Raw genomic sequence first — 16,018 nt, 5'->3', positions numbered from 1 at the left:
ATATAAAATATTTTAACTTGTTATTATTATTTAAGTGCTTCTTGAATACTAATTTTTTCTCCATTTTTAAATGCAATTAAAAAAGCCGAATCATATCCTTTTTCTTTTGCTTCCTGCAATTGCTTTTTTGCCTCATCATAATCCGGAGTTTCTCCGTACATGTATTTGTAGACTCTGTTATCATATGCTACAGAAATATTTTTCAATCCTTTAAAATTTTTAGGCGCTAATTCCACTTTTCTAACACTGGCAGAAAGTTGCACTTTGAATAAAGCCGATGAATTATCTGCGTTTTTTATTGTTTTTTTAACTTCCGAAGAATTTAAATTTACTTTAGGCTTTACCGGAGATGAAGTATCTTTTATTGGCTTATCAATAATTTTCTGTGATGGTTTTTCATCAAAAATCTCAGTTTCTCCATTTCCATAATAATCGCTCTTATAACTTACAATAGCATCTGCAATGGCTTTAGCGATTTCATTTTGACCTTCCTCCGAATTTAAAGTATTTCCCTCAATAGAATTAGAAATAAATCCCATTTCTATTAATACTCTTGGCATATAGGCCTTATGAAGTACCATAAAAGGGGCTTGTTTAACTCCTCCTCCTCTAATTTTTTTACCTAAATCAGCAAACTCTTCTTCAATTTTACTTGCAAGAGAAATGCTGTTGTCTAAATATTCCTCTTGCATCAAAGTCATTCCTATCATCGTTTCTGGAGAGTTAGGATCGAATCCTTCGTATTTTTGTTTGTAATCTTTTTCCAAAGTAATTACAGAGTTCTCTTTTTTCGCGGCTTCAAGGTTAGAAGCTACTTTATTCATACCCATAACATAAGTTTCGGTACCATCAGCTGCAGTATTTCTGTTTGCATTACAGTGAATCGATACAAAAATATTAGCGTCAGATCTATTGGCTATATTTGCCCTTTCAATTAAATCAATAAATACGTCCGTTTTTCGCGTATATGTAACACTAATTTTAGGTGTAGCCTCTAATATCTTCCCCACTTTTAAAACTACAGCCAAAGCAATATTCTTTTCTACACGACCTTCATATACGGCACCAAAATCATGTGCTCCATGACCCGCATCTAAGGTTACTCTAAATATATTGGATTGGCTATACGTTGTAAAAGAAACTGTCGTTAGAAGTAGAATGAATATTATTTTTATTTTATATATGATACGCATAAATCTAAAAGTTAATTTTAATTAAAACACCAAGGTTATAAATTCTTTATTTGATTATTTTTGACAAAAAATTATATGTAAGTTTGACATCTCAAAAAACAGGCCATAATTTTACAAAAATAGCATTTAAACCTTTGCATACAAACTTATTTAATATCGTTTTTTTATCAATTTTCCTAACAATAGGATCTGCTAAATTATATTCACAAGATATAACAAAAAAAACAACAGCTATACCTACTAAAAAACAAACAGATAACACCAAAACTGTTGCTGGGGATCCTGAAAAATCAACTACAGATTTAAAAAAAGAAACAGATTCGATAAAAAAGGATACCGTAAAACCTAAAAAAGCATTTCTTGACGGTAAAGTAAAATACACGGCTGAAAACTATGCCAAAATTGATCAAAAGAAAAAACTCATCACCTTATATGATAAAGCAGAACTTTATTATCAAGATGTTGAATTGAAATCAGGGATTATAGTCATGGACTATGAAAAAAACGAAGTCTATGCTGGTCGAATAAAAGACTCCACAGGAGCATACACACAATATCCAAATTTCAAACAAGGTACCAATGTCATAGAACCAGATTCCATTCGTTTCAATTTTAAAACTAAAAAAGCTTTGATTTGGAATTCAAGATCGGATCAAGGAGAATTTAAAATAAAAGCAGCTGTTACTAAAAAAGAAAATGATTCAGTCTATTTTCTCAAAAAAGCAAAGTTCACGACTTCAAAAGATGTGGATAATCCAGAATATTATTTCCAAACCAATAAAGTCAAATTTATTCCTGGTAAAAAAGTAGTTACCGGCTTAACCTATATGGTTATTGCCAATGTGCCAACTCCTGTTGCTTTACCTTTTGCTTTTTTTCCAATGAGTAAAGAGACTAGCGTCTCCGGATTGATTTTACCTAGTTATAATGATTCTAATACAAGAGGTTTTTCTTTACAAAATGGAGGATATTATTTTGCCCTTAGCGATAATTATGATTTAACTGTTTTAGGAGATTATTATACTAATGGTAGTTACGGAATGCGTTTTGAATCGAGTTATGCGGAACGCTATAAATATCGTGGTAATTTGAATGTACGATTTGAAAATTTAATTACCAGTGAGAGAGGCTATCCTGATTATTCAAAACAGAAAATTTACAATATACAATGGTCGCATTCCAAAGATTCAAAATCGAATCCAAACTCAAGTTTTTCTGCTTCGGTAAATCTTGGAAGCAGTAAATATTTTAAGCAATCTATAAATCAGGCGAATATAGGTTCAAATCTTAATAATACATTAAGCTCATCCATCTCTTACAGCAAAACATTCAATTCAGTTCCACAGGTTAGAATGTCATTGACTGCAACACATTCTCAAAACACACAAACCGAGGAAATCAATATGACTTTACCGACACTGCAAGTAAGTGTGGATCGTTTGTATCCTTTTGTTGGAAAAGATGGTGTCAAAAAAGGTTTTTTTAAAAATATCAATCTACAGTATAATTTAAGCGGTAAAAATAGCATTGTAACCAACGATTCCTTATTCTTCAAACCTCAAATGTTTAGAGATACGAAAACGGGTATTGAACACACTATCCCGTTAAGTACAAATTTTAAATTATTCAAATATTTTAGTGCTTCATCATCTTTTAATTATAAAGAAGTTTGGTACACAAAAACTATTAATAGAAGTTATGATGCTGACCAAAGCAAAGTAGTCGATAATACTGTAAATGGATTTGATGCTTTTAGAACCTACTCTTTTTCATCAAGTTTAGGAACTACTATATACGGGACATTTAATTTTGGAGCCGATAAAAAAATAAAATCTATTCGACACGTCATGCGTCCATCGGTTTCGTATGGTTACACTCCAAGTTTTGAGAAATATTATGATACCTATGCCTCAGATGCAACTGGAACTATGATAAAACAATACTCCCGATTTGAAGGTGGAATTTTTGGAGCGCCAGGTATATCAAACTCAAATAATTTAGGTTTTGATTTAAGCAATACTTTTGAAGCTAAAGTCACTGATAAAGACAGTACTAAGATTGAACCAAAAAAAATAATGCTGCTTAATAATTTAAATCTTTCAACTAGTTATAATCTTAATGCTGACGGGGTAACTTCTCTTGCTTTTTCACCCGTTAGAGTCAGTGGAGGAACTCAACTTTTTGCCAACAAAATGAATGTGAATTTTGGTGCAACTTTAGATCCTTATGCTATTGATAATTCAGGCACCAGAATTAATGTTTTCAATATAGATAATGGAGGAAGTTTATTTAGAATGACAAGTGCTAATATGACTTTAAATTATGCTATTTCGAGCAAAGAAAAAGATAAAACCAAGAAAGACAAAAACGTTCAAAGTGAGAGAAATGGTGGCAGGGAAGATGATTTATTTGGAACAAATACTGATTTAAGCGATAATAGAAAAAGTCAATTTGACGAAAATGGAGAAGGTGAAGATGTTATTTCAGAATTTTTCAGCTCAAAACTGCCATGGGATATGACTTTTGCCTATTCCCTCACTTATGGAAACAACAACAGAGAGAAAAAAATTATTGGAAATTCCATAATGATTTCTGCTAATGCAGACATAACTCCTAAATGGAAAGCAGGTGTATCAACAGGTTATGATTTTGTACAAAAAGGAGTTACATTCACCCAACTTCGTTTCGAAAGAGATTTATTAAGTTGGAGAATGGATTTCAATTGGACACCATTTGGTACAAATGCCAATTGGGGTTTCTTCATTGGTATAAAATCTGGTGTATTAAGTGATATAAAATTCGACAAACGAAGTAGCACAAATAGATAATTACCTGTTAACCAGTCTTGAACAAACTAAATATTCAAAATTTTAATTCTATTTAATAGAACCCATTTTAAGAAGACTAAAACAAAAAATTGATACATATAATTTTATAATTATTCCATTCAAACAATAAATTAATACATCCATTTTTATGAAAAAGATAATTTTTACCGAAAATGCTCCTGCACCAATTGGTCCATACAATCAGGCTGTTCTTAAAGTAAACACGCTTTATACATCTGGTCAAATTGCAATAAACCCAACAACTGGAGAATTAGTTACCGCTACCATTGAAGCCGAAACCGAACAAGTGATGCAAAACATGAAAGCAGTTTTAGAAGCTGCAGGAATGACGTTTGAAAGCGTAGTAAAAACTACAATATTCATAATGGATATGAATGATTTTGGAAAAATAAATACTATATATGGTTCTTATTTTAACGAAAAAACCGCTCCAGCTCGTGAAACGGTTCAAGTGGCTTGTTTGCCAAAAAATGTAAATGTAGAAATTTCTATGATTGCAATGCTATAGCATTTAACAGTAATTGTGCCGTTGCCTCATTAGTAGCCAATGGCACATTATGTACGTCACAAACACGAATAAGCATATTGATATCAGCTTCATGAGGGTGGCTTGACAATGGATCTTTAAAAAAGAAAACCATTTGAGTTTTACCTTCCGCAACTCTGGCTGCAATTTGAGCATCACCTCCTAAAGGACCTGAAAGCATTTTAGCTACTTTGAAACCCGAATTTTCAGCTTTGCCCCCAGTTGTACCAGTTGCAATCAACTGTATTTTTTCTTCTTGTAAAATAGCTTTGTTTTTTTCCAAAAATTGAACCAAGTCAGCTTTTTTACCATCATGTGCAATAATTGCAATTTCCATAAAAATTATTTATTAGCTATATGATACGCAATAAGTCCATCAATTGGTCTTCTCAATACGTTCCCTAATCTTAATTCATATTTATCAAAAGTCTCTTGCAGTTCTTCTTTCAAATAAAATGCAATTGAGCCTACAAAGTGAACGGGAACCTCTTTGCAATTATCATATTGTTTAATATAATTTTTTACAAAAGATTTCATTCCTTTGAATATTATTTTTCTACAAAACTCAGTCTCTTTATGTTGAATTAAGAACTTGGCAAATGTTGCTAAATAAGCATTTGGATTTGGTTCTTTGTATAATTTACTTTTAACGTAGTCTGGATCTAAATCGTACTCTTTTTCAAATTCTAATGCCAATTCTTTTGGCATTTTATTGAAATAATACTTTCTGATTAATTCTTTTCCAAAAACATTACCGCTACAATCATCCATAACTATGTAACCCAATGATTGTACTTTTTGATGCAATTCTTTTCCATCAAAATAGCTACAGTTAGATCCGGTTCCTAAAATACTAACAATCGCTTTTTCACCTTTAGGTGTTGTAGCATATACAGCTGCATAAGTATCTTCTTCCACTACAATAATTGCATTTGGAAAATAGTTTTGAAAAATTTGTGAAAGTGAAATTTTCATTCTTTCGGTTCCACAACCAGCACCATAGAAAAATAAATGGGTGGCTTCTTTTTTATTTTGTAAAATATCAAAACGATCATTTAAACGTTCGATAATTTCGTCTCCATCTAAAATTTCTGGATTCAACCCTAATGTTTGTGTTGTGAACAATACTTTTCCGGCATCGTCTATCGCAATCCAATCGGCTTTGGTAGAACCACTATCAACTAATAATCTCATTTTTTTGGTTTTTTTGGTTTTGTGTATGTTATACTTATTTAAAATGTGTGCAGTATAAAATTTACATTAAAAAAAGTGAACAAAAAATAAAATCCCGTTACTATTACTATAACGGGATTTGTAAATATAAAGAATTATTTTAAACCTGCAATGTGTACAGATAAATCAATCAATTTGCTAGAATAACCATATTCATTATCATACCAAGAGATGATTTTGAAGAAAGTAGAGTTCAATCCAATTCCAGCATTAGCATCAATGATAGATGTTCTTGAATCAGAAACGAAATCTTGAGAAACAACTAAATCTTCAGTATATCCTAAGATACCTTTCATTGTAGTTTCAGAAGCATTTTTCAATACAGCCATAATTTCTTCGTAAGTAGTTTCTTTTTCAACTTTTACAGTTAAATCAACTACAGAAACATCAGTTGTAGGAACACGCATTGACATACCTGTTAATTTTCCGTTCAATGAAGGAATAACTTTCCCTACTGCTTTAGCGGCACCTGTAGAAGATGGGATGATGTTACATGAAGCAGCACGTCCACCTCTCCAGTCTTTTCTAGAAGGACCATCAGTAGTCATTTGAGTTGAAGTTGTTGCGTGAACAGTAGTCATTAAAGCTTCAACAATTCCAAAGTTATCATTAATAACTTTAGCTAATGGAGCCAAACAGTTTGTAGTACAAGATGCATTTGAAACAACTGTATCAGTTGCCAAAGCTTTGTCATGGTTTACTCCCATTACAAACATTGGAGCATCAGCAGAAGGAGCCGAAATAATTACTTTTTTAGCACCACCTTTGATGTGCTCGTTTGCAGTTTCAATAGTTGTAAAGAAACCTGTACATTCAGCAACAACATCAACCTCTACTTCATTCCATTTTAAGTCTGCAGGATTTCTTTCAGCCGTAATACGGATGTTTTTTCCGTTTACATAAAGTTTTCCTTCTTTTACTTCAACAGTTCCATTGAAACGACCGTGAACTGAATCATATTTTAATAAGTAAGCTAAATGATCCACTTCTAATAAATCGTTGATAGCTACAACTTCTACATTATCTCTGTTGAAAGACTCTCTGAATACAATTCTTCCAATTCTTCCAAAACCATTTATTCCTAATTTTACTTTTGACATTTTATTTTAATTTTTGTTTGTATTTATTTTATTTATATAAAGTCTAATTTTAAACTTCAACCAATTCTATGTTGACATTATATCTGAAACTCTTAATAACTCTCTATCAATTTCTGTTTTTCCTTTTATAGCTTGTTCTAATGGCGTCAAGGTAACTTTATCACTTTGTAAACCAACCATATAACTTGATTTCCCTTCCAATAATGATTCTACAGCTTTCACTCCTAATCTACTGGCCAAAACCCTATCAAAACATGATGGTGAACCACCACGCTGCATATGACCCAAAACAGAAACTCTCACATCATACTCAGGCAAATTAGCTTCAACATAATCTTTTAATTCGAATACGTTTTTACCAATTTTATCACCTTCTGCGATAACTACTATACTGGATGATTTTCCTGAAGCTTTACTTTTTTGTAATGATTCTAATAATCTTTCCAATCCTAAATCTTCTTCTGGGATTAGAATTTCCTCTGCTCCAGCTCCAATTCCTGCATTTAAAGCAATATGACCGGCATCTCTTCCCATTACCTCTACAAAGAATAAACGGTTATGAGAACTTGCAGTATCCCTAATTTTATCAATTACATCTACTACAGTATTTAATGCGGTATCATATCCCAAAGTATGGCTTGTACCAAAAATATCATTATCAATAGTACCTGGAATTCCCATAACTGGAAAGTCAAATTCATTATTAAATATCAAACCTCCTGTAAAGGTTCCGTCACCTCCTATTACAACTAAGGCATCAATCCCAGCTTTTACAAGATGTTCATGTGCTCTCTTTCTGCCTTCAGGGGTTCTGAATTCTGTAGAACGAGCCGATTTTAAAATCGTCCCTCCTTTATTTACAATGTTGTTTACACTACGAGGGCCCATTTCTTTGAAGTCACCTTCAATCATTCCTTGATACCCTCTGTATATTCCTATGCATTCTATATTATGATAAGCACATGTTCGAACAACTGAGCGTATTGCTGCATTCATTCCTGGTGAATCTCCACCCGAGGTTAGAACACCAACCTTTTTTATTGTTTTTGGCATTATTTAAGTATTAAAGTGTAAAATTAGCAAACATTCAGCACTTTTAAAGCTGCATTTTTTATAAATTAGTAAAGCGCCCTAAATTCAAACGTTTTCGTTAATAAGTTTTTAAAAAACCAAAATAAAACCTATTTTATTTAACAAAATTAAAAAAAAATCAATTATTATTTGATAATTAACAATTAATAAGATTTTTATCCCCAAAATCGGGATTAGTTTTAGGTAGCTATAACTATCAGTAATAATATATTTTAGTTAAAGCGTTATCATAATTTATTCAAGAAAATTACAAAATAATTATATAAGTATTTATAAAGTAGTTCTTATATATCTTCTTTATAATTCAGGCATTTAAAACATTAGACAAAAAGTATTAATCCTCTTTAGGAATTACAGCTTCCTGATTTGCTTTTTGTTTTTTTTTAGTTGTTTTTTTAGATTTCAAAAAATTAATATAATCCGGAGATAAATTAGAATCTTGATCTTCTGCTGCTGATTCAGTCTGAATTTCGAGTTTATGTTTTTTAAATATTTTATTTACCAGTTCTTTAAAAGTATCAAAATCTACTTCATAAGAAACCCCTAAACCTTGCGTATATCCTATTCCCTGACCGATGTAATTAATATCGTTTTCTTTATTAAAAAGACGTAAATTCATGGTTCCATCTTCATTAACTCTATAAAGCACCTCTAAATCGCCTACAATTGCGGATTCATTTATTCCTCCAAAAGGAACCCCAACTTTACCATTAATTGTAATCCTTTCATTAATCTTTGATGAAATAGTCGCCACAAATCTTCCGTCAGTTTCTCTTCCTATTCTTTTATCTGCAGAAACAAAATTAATCCCTACTTTGAATTTTTCATTATCCGTTTGAATTATCCCCCCTAATAAGCTTGTTGCCGTTTCAAATAAACTTGCCGAAAAATCAGATTGATTTACTCCTTCAGGACTTAAAAAGCCACCAGATGACAATAAATACAATGCCTGGGTTTGCCTAACATCCTTATCATTTAACTTGTATTGAATTTCTGATTTCAAAACATTACTAACCGTTGGAAATTCTATGTTAAAATCAGGCTCAGGACTTGTTAAATCGCCACGAAGACCTATAATTACTTCAACAGGAACTTTAGTGTTAAAGGAAGAATTTTCTAATAATACCGCAGGATTTGCAGTAGTTTTATAGACAGCCTCCAAGTTTAATTGCGCTTTCATAGGATTCCCTTCCCAAGAAATTGAACCTCCTTTTTTTACAGCAAACTTTTTATCAATAAATCCCCCGTATTTAAAGTTATAGGTTCCTTCATAAGCCTGAAAATCGCCCCACATATTGAACTTGCCTAATGTGTTTATCTTAAATAATAAGGATCCGAAACCTTTCCCTTTCATTCCGTGCCCCGTATTTCTATCTAAAATAACTTCCACTTCAGCATTTGGTGTAATATCAAAATCAAACTCTAATTCAAGCCCATTATAATTTCTGGTATTCTCAAAAATACCTTTTTCGATATTATACTTCTCTTTAACGGTCACAAAATGAATAAATTTATTATCACTTACACTTTCAGCATTATTAATTGGGATTTTTATAGCAGTTCCTTTTTCTGATTTCGCATCAACTTTAATAAATAAAGAATTTGTCGGTCCTTTTATCGTTGCGGTACCATCAATAAAAGCGGTACCATAATAAGCGGCATCGTCACTGTCTTTTGTATCTAAAGCTAAAAGTCTTTTCGAATTAATAGTTAAATCTAATTTCCAATCAGAAAAATTATTATGTTCGACACTTCCATTCAAAGTTCCTTTGGTTCCGTATTTTGTATCTGTTAATATATTATTTCTAAACAAAAACTTTTCATCGGCCAAATCAATGATTGTTTTGTCTTTCAATTCATAATCCACATTCAAATATGGAACAGTCACTCCTGCATTATCAACAAAAAGACGTCCATTAATTTCAGGCTTTTTAAGGTTTCCTTGAATAACCGAATTCCCTGATACTGATCCTCTAATATTCGATAAAACTTCACCACCCAGTGAGCTCAATGTTCCCAAATTGAATTTTTCGAATTTTAGTTTTAAATCCAGAATTGTTTCCTTATTTACGATTTCAAAACTTCCATTGGCATTAAAAGATTCTAAATTTTCATTTTCGATATTGGAATTTATTGTAAATTTTCTGAAGTTTTCGTCTCCTTCGATATTAAAATTCAAAATACCTAAATCCGTATTATTTACATTCAAATGATCAATTACAATGGAAGAAGTTGGCTGGTAAACATTTTTATCTTGCTTATAATTTACTTCCCCATTTATATTTCCTTTAAAAACAAACTTGTCGTTATCAGGTGTAATTTTATTTAGATCAACATCTTTAAAACTCAGTTTTAAATCTTTATAGGAAGTATCTTTTAAGTCCCCCATCAGTGAAATTTCCTGGTCTTCATGGGACAATATGATATTATCAATATTAAAATTTTTAAATGCCTTATCAAAAACTATTTGATTATCAGGCGTCTCTTTTGCATTCAAAAACCATAAATAATCCTTAAATTTAACTTCAGATTTACTAATTCCAACAACATTTTTATTGGCTGCATTTATGGTATGATATAAATTTAAATTATAATAATCTTCCCCATTCGCACCTCCTTTAAATTCAGAACGAAAGTACAATGTATCTTTCATAGTTACATTTATCAAACTAAAATCTCGAACTTTATAATATTTAGTTTTTATACTATCCAACTCTATATAAGCATTATAAAGCGGGTTTTTATTATCGACTGAAATTCTGATATTATCAAAAGTATTATCCGATGCAATGATTTTAGGCGAATTAAAATTGAGTTTGAATTCTTGATTATCCGAGTTTATACTTCCTTTGACTATGGTATTTGATCCAATAGAAATTTGAGGATAAAATATTTCAATAATTTTATTATAAATAGTAAAATCAAATTTAAGAAACTGCCCTTTTTTTACCTTAGTTGGTTTGTAATTTGTATAAAGACTTCCCAAAGAATTAGTAATTATGTTTTTCAACTGACTGAATTCATATTTACCTACAATCTCACCCTGAACAATATCAGGAGAATTTACGGTTATGGTTCGTATTCTATTTTGATCAAAAGTTGAACTTATGGCAAAATCATCAAAATTATAAGTTCCTTTTACATTTTGATAAGAGGTTTTATTGATGTAAACATTTCCCTGAAAATTTTCTATAGTATTTCCTGAAGCCTGAACCACAACATCACCTTTAAAAACAGAAACGGAATCTTTTACTAACTTTAATTTAGATAAATCTGCATTTTCAACATTAATATGAAAATCATATCGGCTGTCTTTTTTACTTAAATCTAATAAACCGTCAAAAGTCATACTCAAATTGGGGTCATTTATAGAAACCTGACCTTTGTAATTCGGCAATTTGAAAGTACCATTTACAACAACATTTGTGTAGGTATAATTATTATAATCTATTTTGCTGATATCACCTTTAATAGCGGTGTCTAAATATTTTTGTTTAAACCCTTTTCCATCAACATCAATATTCAAAGTTACCCTGCCAAGTTCTTTTCTTTCGAATAAAGTGCCGACATCAAAATTTTCTAAAACAACATTACCTATATAAGAAGCTTTATCAATTACATCTATATTTTGTATTTCTAAGTTAGAAGTTACTTTTCCTAATGCGGTGATCATAGAAAAATCAGCTTCAACCGCAGTGGTTGAAACACTTGAAGTTCCTGAAGCTGAAAATCTACCTAATTTTTTTAAAGAGGTAGGCAATTTATTTCCTAAAATATTGGGCAATATGACTATCAAATTCTCGTAGCTGGAGGTTAACTTATCAAACTTAGCATACATGGAGAATTTTTGACCCTTTTTGGCAAACAGATTTTTAAAATTGATATCACCGTTGATTTGTGTCTTTCTGTCATCAACTAATTCTAAGTTTTTAAATTCCAAATCATTAAGAGTTCCTTTAATACTTGTCTTAGTATAGAAATGTTGGTTTTTACCTAATTCTTTATAAAAATAGCGAATATCATTTGAAGCTATGGAAGCCGAATTCAATTTGATATCAAACTGTACTTTATCCGTAAAATTAGAGAAATCTTCAATTTTATAATTTAATACGACAGTCCCATTTAATGTTGATTCCTTTGTTAACAAATCAAGCTTTTCCAGTTTTATATTTTTTTTGGAATAGCTGAATTTTGAGCTTAAATTTTTTACATACAAACCGCGAAAGTCTAAAAATGACATCTTGTTTATGTTGGTAGTCACATCTGGTCCGAATATTAAAAAATCAGTTACAGAAGCGTTAAGTTTAGTAAAATCGAGATCTTTTGGATTTTCCCGATTATCATCTGTCAAAATAAAATGTCCGTCGTAAATTTGCAGCTTATTCGCTTTCAGCAAAAACTTCTTAGTTGATGGTTTACCAGTTTCAAAGGCAATGATAAATTTGTCTAGGTTGGATTCTTTTTCATTTTTATAAGTTCTCAAATTAAAAAGTAATCCATGCAAATCCAAATCATCAAAAATTAAATCACCATCTAACATTTTTTTTCCTTCCAAAATTGTAGTTTTTATTCTATCCGCATAAATAAGAGTGTCTTTATGATGGTCACTTATCAATACTTTTTTGAATTTCACACCACCAAAAACAGATACCGAAACTCCATCAATAGCGATATGGGTTCCAAAATCTTTATTTATACTTCGAACAAAATATTGAGCAATTTTTGTTTGAACATAAGGCGTAGAAAGTGCTATACCAAGCACCAATAAAAGTAGGATAAGTCCAAGTAGAGAACGAAATACTATTTTTTTAAACTTTTTGATACTTATTTATTTGTTTAATTTTTTTATAAAATTTTATTTTGCTTTTGGAAACAACAGTAGCTTTAATAAAAATTCTTTAATTTTGGCTTTTATGTAAAAAGAACGTTTTTACATAGGATTGTCAAATATAATTCAAAATTTGTGCCTTTTTATGCAAAATCCCGAGGTTTTTATTCTTGCTATCGAAAGTTCTTGCGATGATACTGCAGCAGCTGTTTTACAAAAGGACAAAGTATTGTCAAACATAGTAGCTAATCAACTGATTCACAATCAATATGGCGGTGTAGTTCCTGAACTTGCCTCTCGAGCACACCAACAAAATATAGTTCCCGTTATTGATGCGGCCCTTCAAAAAGCAAATATACAAAAAGAACAGTTGTCAGCAATTGCTTTTACCCAAGGCCCGGGATTGATGGGCTCACTTTTGGTAGGAAGTTCATTTGCCAAATCATTGGCATTAGCTCTGAAAATCCCTTTGATTGCCGTGAATCATATGCATGCCCATATTTTAGCGCATTTTATTCATGAAGAAGGATTTGAAAAGCCTACCTTTCCCTTTTTGGCGTTGACCATAAGTGGCGGGCATACCCAGATTGTGAAAGTGAACGATTTCTTTGATATGACAATTATAGGAGAAACCACTGATGATGCCGTAGGAGAAGCTTTTGACAAAAGTGCAAAAATACTTGGACTTCCTTATCCTGGTGGACCTTTGATAGATAAATACGCTCAATTAGGGAATCCTAAAGCTTTTGCTTTTACAAAACCAAAAGTTCCTGGGTTAGATTTTAGTTTTTCAGGTTTAAAAACCGCTATTTTATATTTTATTCAAAAGAAAAAATTAGAGAATCCAAATTTTATTGACGAAAACCTAAATGATATTTGTGCCTCAATTCAATACACAATTATTGAGATTCTGATGGATAAGTTGAAATTAGCCGTAAAGGAAACAGGAATAAAACAAATAGCAATTGGCGGAGGAGTTTCGGCTAATTCAGGAATAAGAAACGCTTTGGCGGAAGCCAAAAACAAATACGGCTGGAAAACATTTGTTCCTAAATTTGAGTACACAACGGATAATGCTGCAATGATTGGAATTGTAGGTTACCAAAAATTTTTAACTGGAAATTTTGAAACTTCATCTGTAGTTTCTAAAGCAAGAATACAATTCTAAATTATGCAATTATTTTATAATCCAAATATCAACGAAACCACTGAAAACTTTTCTTTTGACAAAGAAGAAAGCAAACACATCATTAAAGTATTACGTAAAAAAGATAGTGATATTTTATATGTTACCAATGGTTTAGGGTATTTATTCAAAACTGAAATCACTTTAGCTTCTGACAATAAATGTACCGTGAAAATCATTTCTTTCGAAAAGTCGGCACCTTCAAAATTTCATTTGCATTTAGCCGTTGCTCCTACTAAAATGAATGATCGTTTTGAATGGTTTTTGGAAAAAGCCACTGAAATTGGCATCCATGAAATCACACCAATTATTTGTGATCGTTCCGAACGAAAAGTTATTAATAACGAAAGATTTGATAAAATTATATTGGCTGCAATGAAGCAATCGAATGAATTGTTTCTACCAAAATTGAATGAAGCGATATCTTTCAAAGAGTTTGTAAAGCAAAAACAGGAAGGCTTAAATTTTATTGCTCATTGTGAGGAAACCAATAAAAAAACATTAAAATCCGTTTTAAAGCCAAGTAAAAACATTACGTTACTAATAGGACCTGAAGGCGATTTTACAGAAAAAGAAATCGAATTGGCACTTGATACTAATTATATTCCGGTGTCTTTAGGCAATACGAGATTGCGAACAGAAACTGCAGCAATTGTAGCGTGCCATAGCGTAGTTTTTGTTAATGAAGAGTAAGAATTAATGATTCTGAATTATAGTTATGAAAAAAATATATTATTTATTGCTATTAATTTCTGTTACCTCATTTTCGCAGGAAATCGCTTTATTAAAATATAGTGGTGGCGGTGATTGGTATGCCAATCCTACTTCATTACCTAATTTAATCAAATATTGCAATGCAAATATCAATACCAAAATAAAACTCAAACCCGGAACTGTAGAGCCAGGAAGTCCGGATTTACTTTCCTATCCATTCGTTCATATGACTGGTCACGGAAATGTTGTTTTTAGTGATGCTGATGCAATCAATCTTAGAAATTATTTGCTGGCGGGAGGTTTTCTTCACATTGACGATAATTATGGCATGGATCAATACATTAGAAAGGAAATAAAGAAAATATTTCCAAATAATGATTTAGTCGAAATTCCTTCCAATCATGCTATTTTTCAAAAACCATATCTTTTCCCCAATGGATTACCAAAAATACATGAGCATGATGGCAAACGGCCGCAAGCTTTTGGAATATTTATAGAAAATAAATTAGTGCTTCTTTACACTTTCGAATCTGATTTAGGCGATGGTTGGGAAGACCCTGAAGTAAATAATGATCCAATTGATGTTCGCGAAAAAGCACTAAAAATGGGTGCTAATATTATCCATTATATCTTTAATAATTAATCTGAATCCGTGCAACTGGAACATAAAGATATCCCTTTTGATAAAAAGACATTTCCCATTACATTAGTATGTGATAATATTTATTTCCAACAGAATATCGGCTCACTATTTAGAATTAGTGAAGCATTTGGAGTTGAAAATATCATTTTTATTGGAAAAAATATTCCATTGAATTTAAAAAAAATAAACAAAACCTCTCGTAGTACACATTTACATATTCCTTATTTAGTAATTGAGGATACCAAAGATATAATTGCTTATTTACTGGAAAATAATTACGAAATTATCTCATTAGAAATCACCAATACCAGTAAACCACTTAAAGAAGTATATATTCCTCCCTCAAAAAAAATAGCTTTAGCAATAGGAAGCGAAATAAATGGCATTTCTAATGAAATTTTAACTATCTCAAATCAGACAGTTCATATTAATATGTTTGGGAAAAATAGTAGCATGAATGTCGTACAAGCTACAAGTATCGCCTTGTATGAACTTACAAATAAAAAGTAATTTATAAAAAAACTTCTTAAAGGCCGTCAACTACAACGTTATAGTTAATTGTTTATTTTTTTCATAAAATTTTTTTTATTGAAAAATTTGTTATAAAATTGCAACATTATTAACAAAAACCAATATTTTATAACAAAACCCCCA

The 16,018-nt window shown here is 31.1% G+C and carries 12 protein-coding genes; 6 read left to right on the top strand and 6 right to left on the bottom strand.

The window, feature by feature from the left end; genetic code table 11:
- Positions 1-26: 26 nt before the first annotated feature.
- Complete coding sequence (locus FNW38_RS09690) at positions 27-1,193, bottom strand: N-acetylmuramoyl-L-alanine amidase family protein (protein WP_144066683.1); 1,167 nt, start codon at positions 1,191-1,193, stop codon at positions 27-29.
- A gap of 83 nt (positions 1,194-1,276) precedes the next feature.
- On the opposite strand from FNW38_RS09690, the gene FNW38_RS09685 reads away from it, so the two are divergent.
- Together FNW38_RS09685 and FNW38_RS09680 are read left to right on the top strand one after the other, a co-directional pair.
- Positions 1,277-4,021, top strand: coding sequence for a putative LPS assembly protein LptD (locus FNW38_RS09685; protein WP_144066684.1), 2,745 nt, complete (start codon positions 1,277-1,279; stop codon positions 4,019-4,021).
- Positions 4,022-4,169: 148 nt separating this feature from the next.
- Positions 4,170-4,550 (top strand): RidA family protein, encoded by a 381-nt coding sequence (locus FNW38_RS09680; protein ID WP_143387834.1) that lies wholly within the window; start codon positions 4,170-4,172, stop codon positions 4,548-4,550.
- Here FNW38_RS09680 and FNW38_RS09675 read toward each other — a convergent pair.
- From FNW38_RS09675 to FNW38_RS09655, 5 genes are all read right to left on the bottom strand, one after another.
- Entirely contained in the window at positions 4,531-4,905 is a 375-nt protein-coding gene (locus FNW38_RS09675) for a methylglyoxal synthase (protein ID WP_143387833.1), read from the bottom strand. The genes FNW38_RS09680 and FNW38_RS09675 overlap by 20 nt on opposite strands.
- 5 nt (positions 4,906-4,910) lie before the next feature.
- On the bottom strand, positions 4,911-5,762 hold the full coding sequence (locus tag FNW38_RS09670; protein ID WP_143387832.1) for an N-acetylglucosamine kinase: 852 nt from the start codon (positions 5,760-5,762) through the stop codon (positions 4,911-4,913).
- Positions 5,763-5,896: 134 nt separating this feature from the next.
- Complete coding sequence (gene gap, locus FNW38_RS09665) at positions 5,897-6,901, bottom strand: type I glyceraldehyde-3-phosphate dehydrogenase (protein ID WP_143387831.1); 1,005 nt, start codon at positions 6,899-6,901, stop codon at positions 5,897-5,899.
- A gap of 66 nt (positions 6,902-6,967) precedes the next feature.
- Entirely contained in the window at positions 6,968-7,954 is a 987-nt protein-coding gene (gene pfkA / locus FNW38_RS09660; RefSeq protein ID WP_143387830.1) for a 6-phosphofructokinase, read from the bottom strand.
- A 373-nt stretch (positions 7,955-8,327) separates the two neighbouring features.
- Positions 8,328-12,755: a translocation/assembly module TamB domain-containing protein gene (locus FNW38_RS09655; RefSeq protein WP_143387859.1), complete on the bottom strand. Its 4,428-nt coding sequence runs from the start codon at positions 12,753-12,755 to the stop codon at positions 8,328-8,330.
- Between the two features lie 211 nt (positions 12,756-12,966).
- Here FNW38_RS09655 and tsaD point away from each other — a divergent pair, with 211 nt between their 5' ends.
- From tsaD to FNW38_RS09635, 4 genes are read left to right on the top strand one after another with little or no spacing between them, the layout of a single operon-like run.
- Positions 12,967-13,989 (top strand): tRNA (adenosine(37)-N6)-threonylcarbamoyltransferase complex transferase subunit TsaD, encoded by a 1,023-nt coding sequence (gene tsaD, locus FNW38_RS09650; RefSeq protein ID WP_143387829.1) that lies wholly within the window; start codon positions 12,967-12,969, stop codon positions 13,987-13,989.
- A 3-nt stretch (positions 13,990-13,992) separates the two neighbouring features.
- Positions 13,993-14,700: a 16S rRNA (uracil(1498)-N(3))-methyltransferase gene (locus FNW38_RS09645; RefSeq protein ID WP_143387828.1), complete on the top strand. Its 708-nt coding sequence runs from the start codon at positions 13,993-13,995 to the stop codon at positions 14,698-14,700.
- A gap of 25 nt (positions 14,701-14,725) precedes the next feature.
- A complete protein-coding gene (locus FNW38_RS09640; RefSeq protein ID WP_143387827.1) occupies positions 14,726-15,364 on the top strand; it encodes a DUF4159 domain-containing protein in 639 nt (212 codons plus the stop codon).
- A 9-nt stretch (positions 15,365-15,373) separates the two neighbouring features.
- Positions 15,374-15,874, top strand: a complete 501-nt coding sequence (locus FNW38_RS09635; protein ID WP_143387826.1) for a TrmH family RNA methyltransferase — start codon at positions 15,374-15,376, stop codon at positions 15,872-15,874.
- Positions 15,875-16,018: the final 144 nt, after the last annotated feature.

It is taken from the genome of Flavobacterium gawalongense (assembly GCF_007097265.1).
GTDB lineage: Bacteria > Bacteroidota > Bacteroidia > Flavobacteriales > Flavobacteriaceae > Flavobacterium > Flavobacterium gawalongense.
The sequence above is the reverse complement of the archived record's forward strand: the minus strand, read 5'-3'. Positions and strand labels throughout refer to the sequence as shown.

Excerpts from the sequence above, each read along its gene's own strand:
- pfkA (WP_143387830.1), bottom strand. The coding sequence starts at position 7,954 with ATGCCAAAAACAATAAAAAAGGTTGGTGTTCTAACCTCGGGTGGAGAT.
- FNW38_RS09690 (WP_144066683.1), bottom strand. The coding sequence starts at position 1,193 with ATGCGTATCATATATAAAATAAAAATAATATTCATTCTACTTCTAACG.
- tsaD (WP_143387829.1), top strand. The coding sequence starts at position 12,967 with ATGCAAAATCCCGAGGTTTTTATTCTTGCTATCGAAAGTTCTTGCGAT.
- FNW38_RS09675 (WP_143387833.1), bottom strand. The coding sequence starts at position 4,905 with ATGGAAATTGCAATTATTGCACATGATGGTAAAAAAGCTGACTTGGTT.
- gap (WP_143387831.1), bottom strand. The coding sequence starts at position 6,901 with ATGTCAAAAGTAAAATTAGGAATAAATGGTTTTGGAAGAATTGGAAGA.
- FNW38_RS09670 (WP_143387832.1), bottom strand. The coding sequence starts at position 5,762 with ATGAGATTATTAGTTGATAGTGGTTCTACCAAAGCCGATTGGATTGCG.
- FNW38_RS09640 (WP_143387827.1), top strand. The coding sequence starts at position 14,726 with ATGAAAAAAATATATTATTTATTGCTATTAATTTCTGTTACCTCATTT.
- FNW38_RS09680 (WP_143387834.1), top strand. The coding sequence starts at position 4,170 with ATGAAAAAGATAATTTTTACCGAAAATGCTCCTGCACCAATTGGTCCA.
- FNW38_RS09645 (WP_143387828.1), top strand. The coding sequence starts at position 13,993 with ATGCAATTATTTTATAATCCAAATATCAACGAAACCACTGAAAACTTT.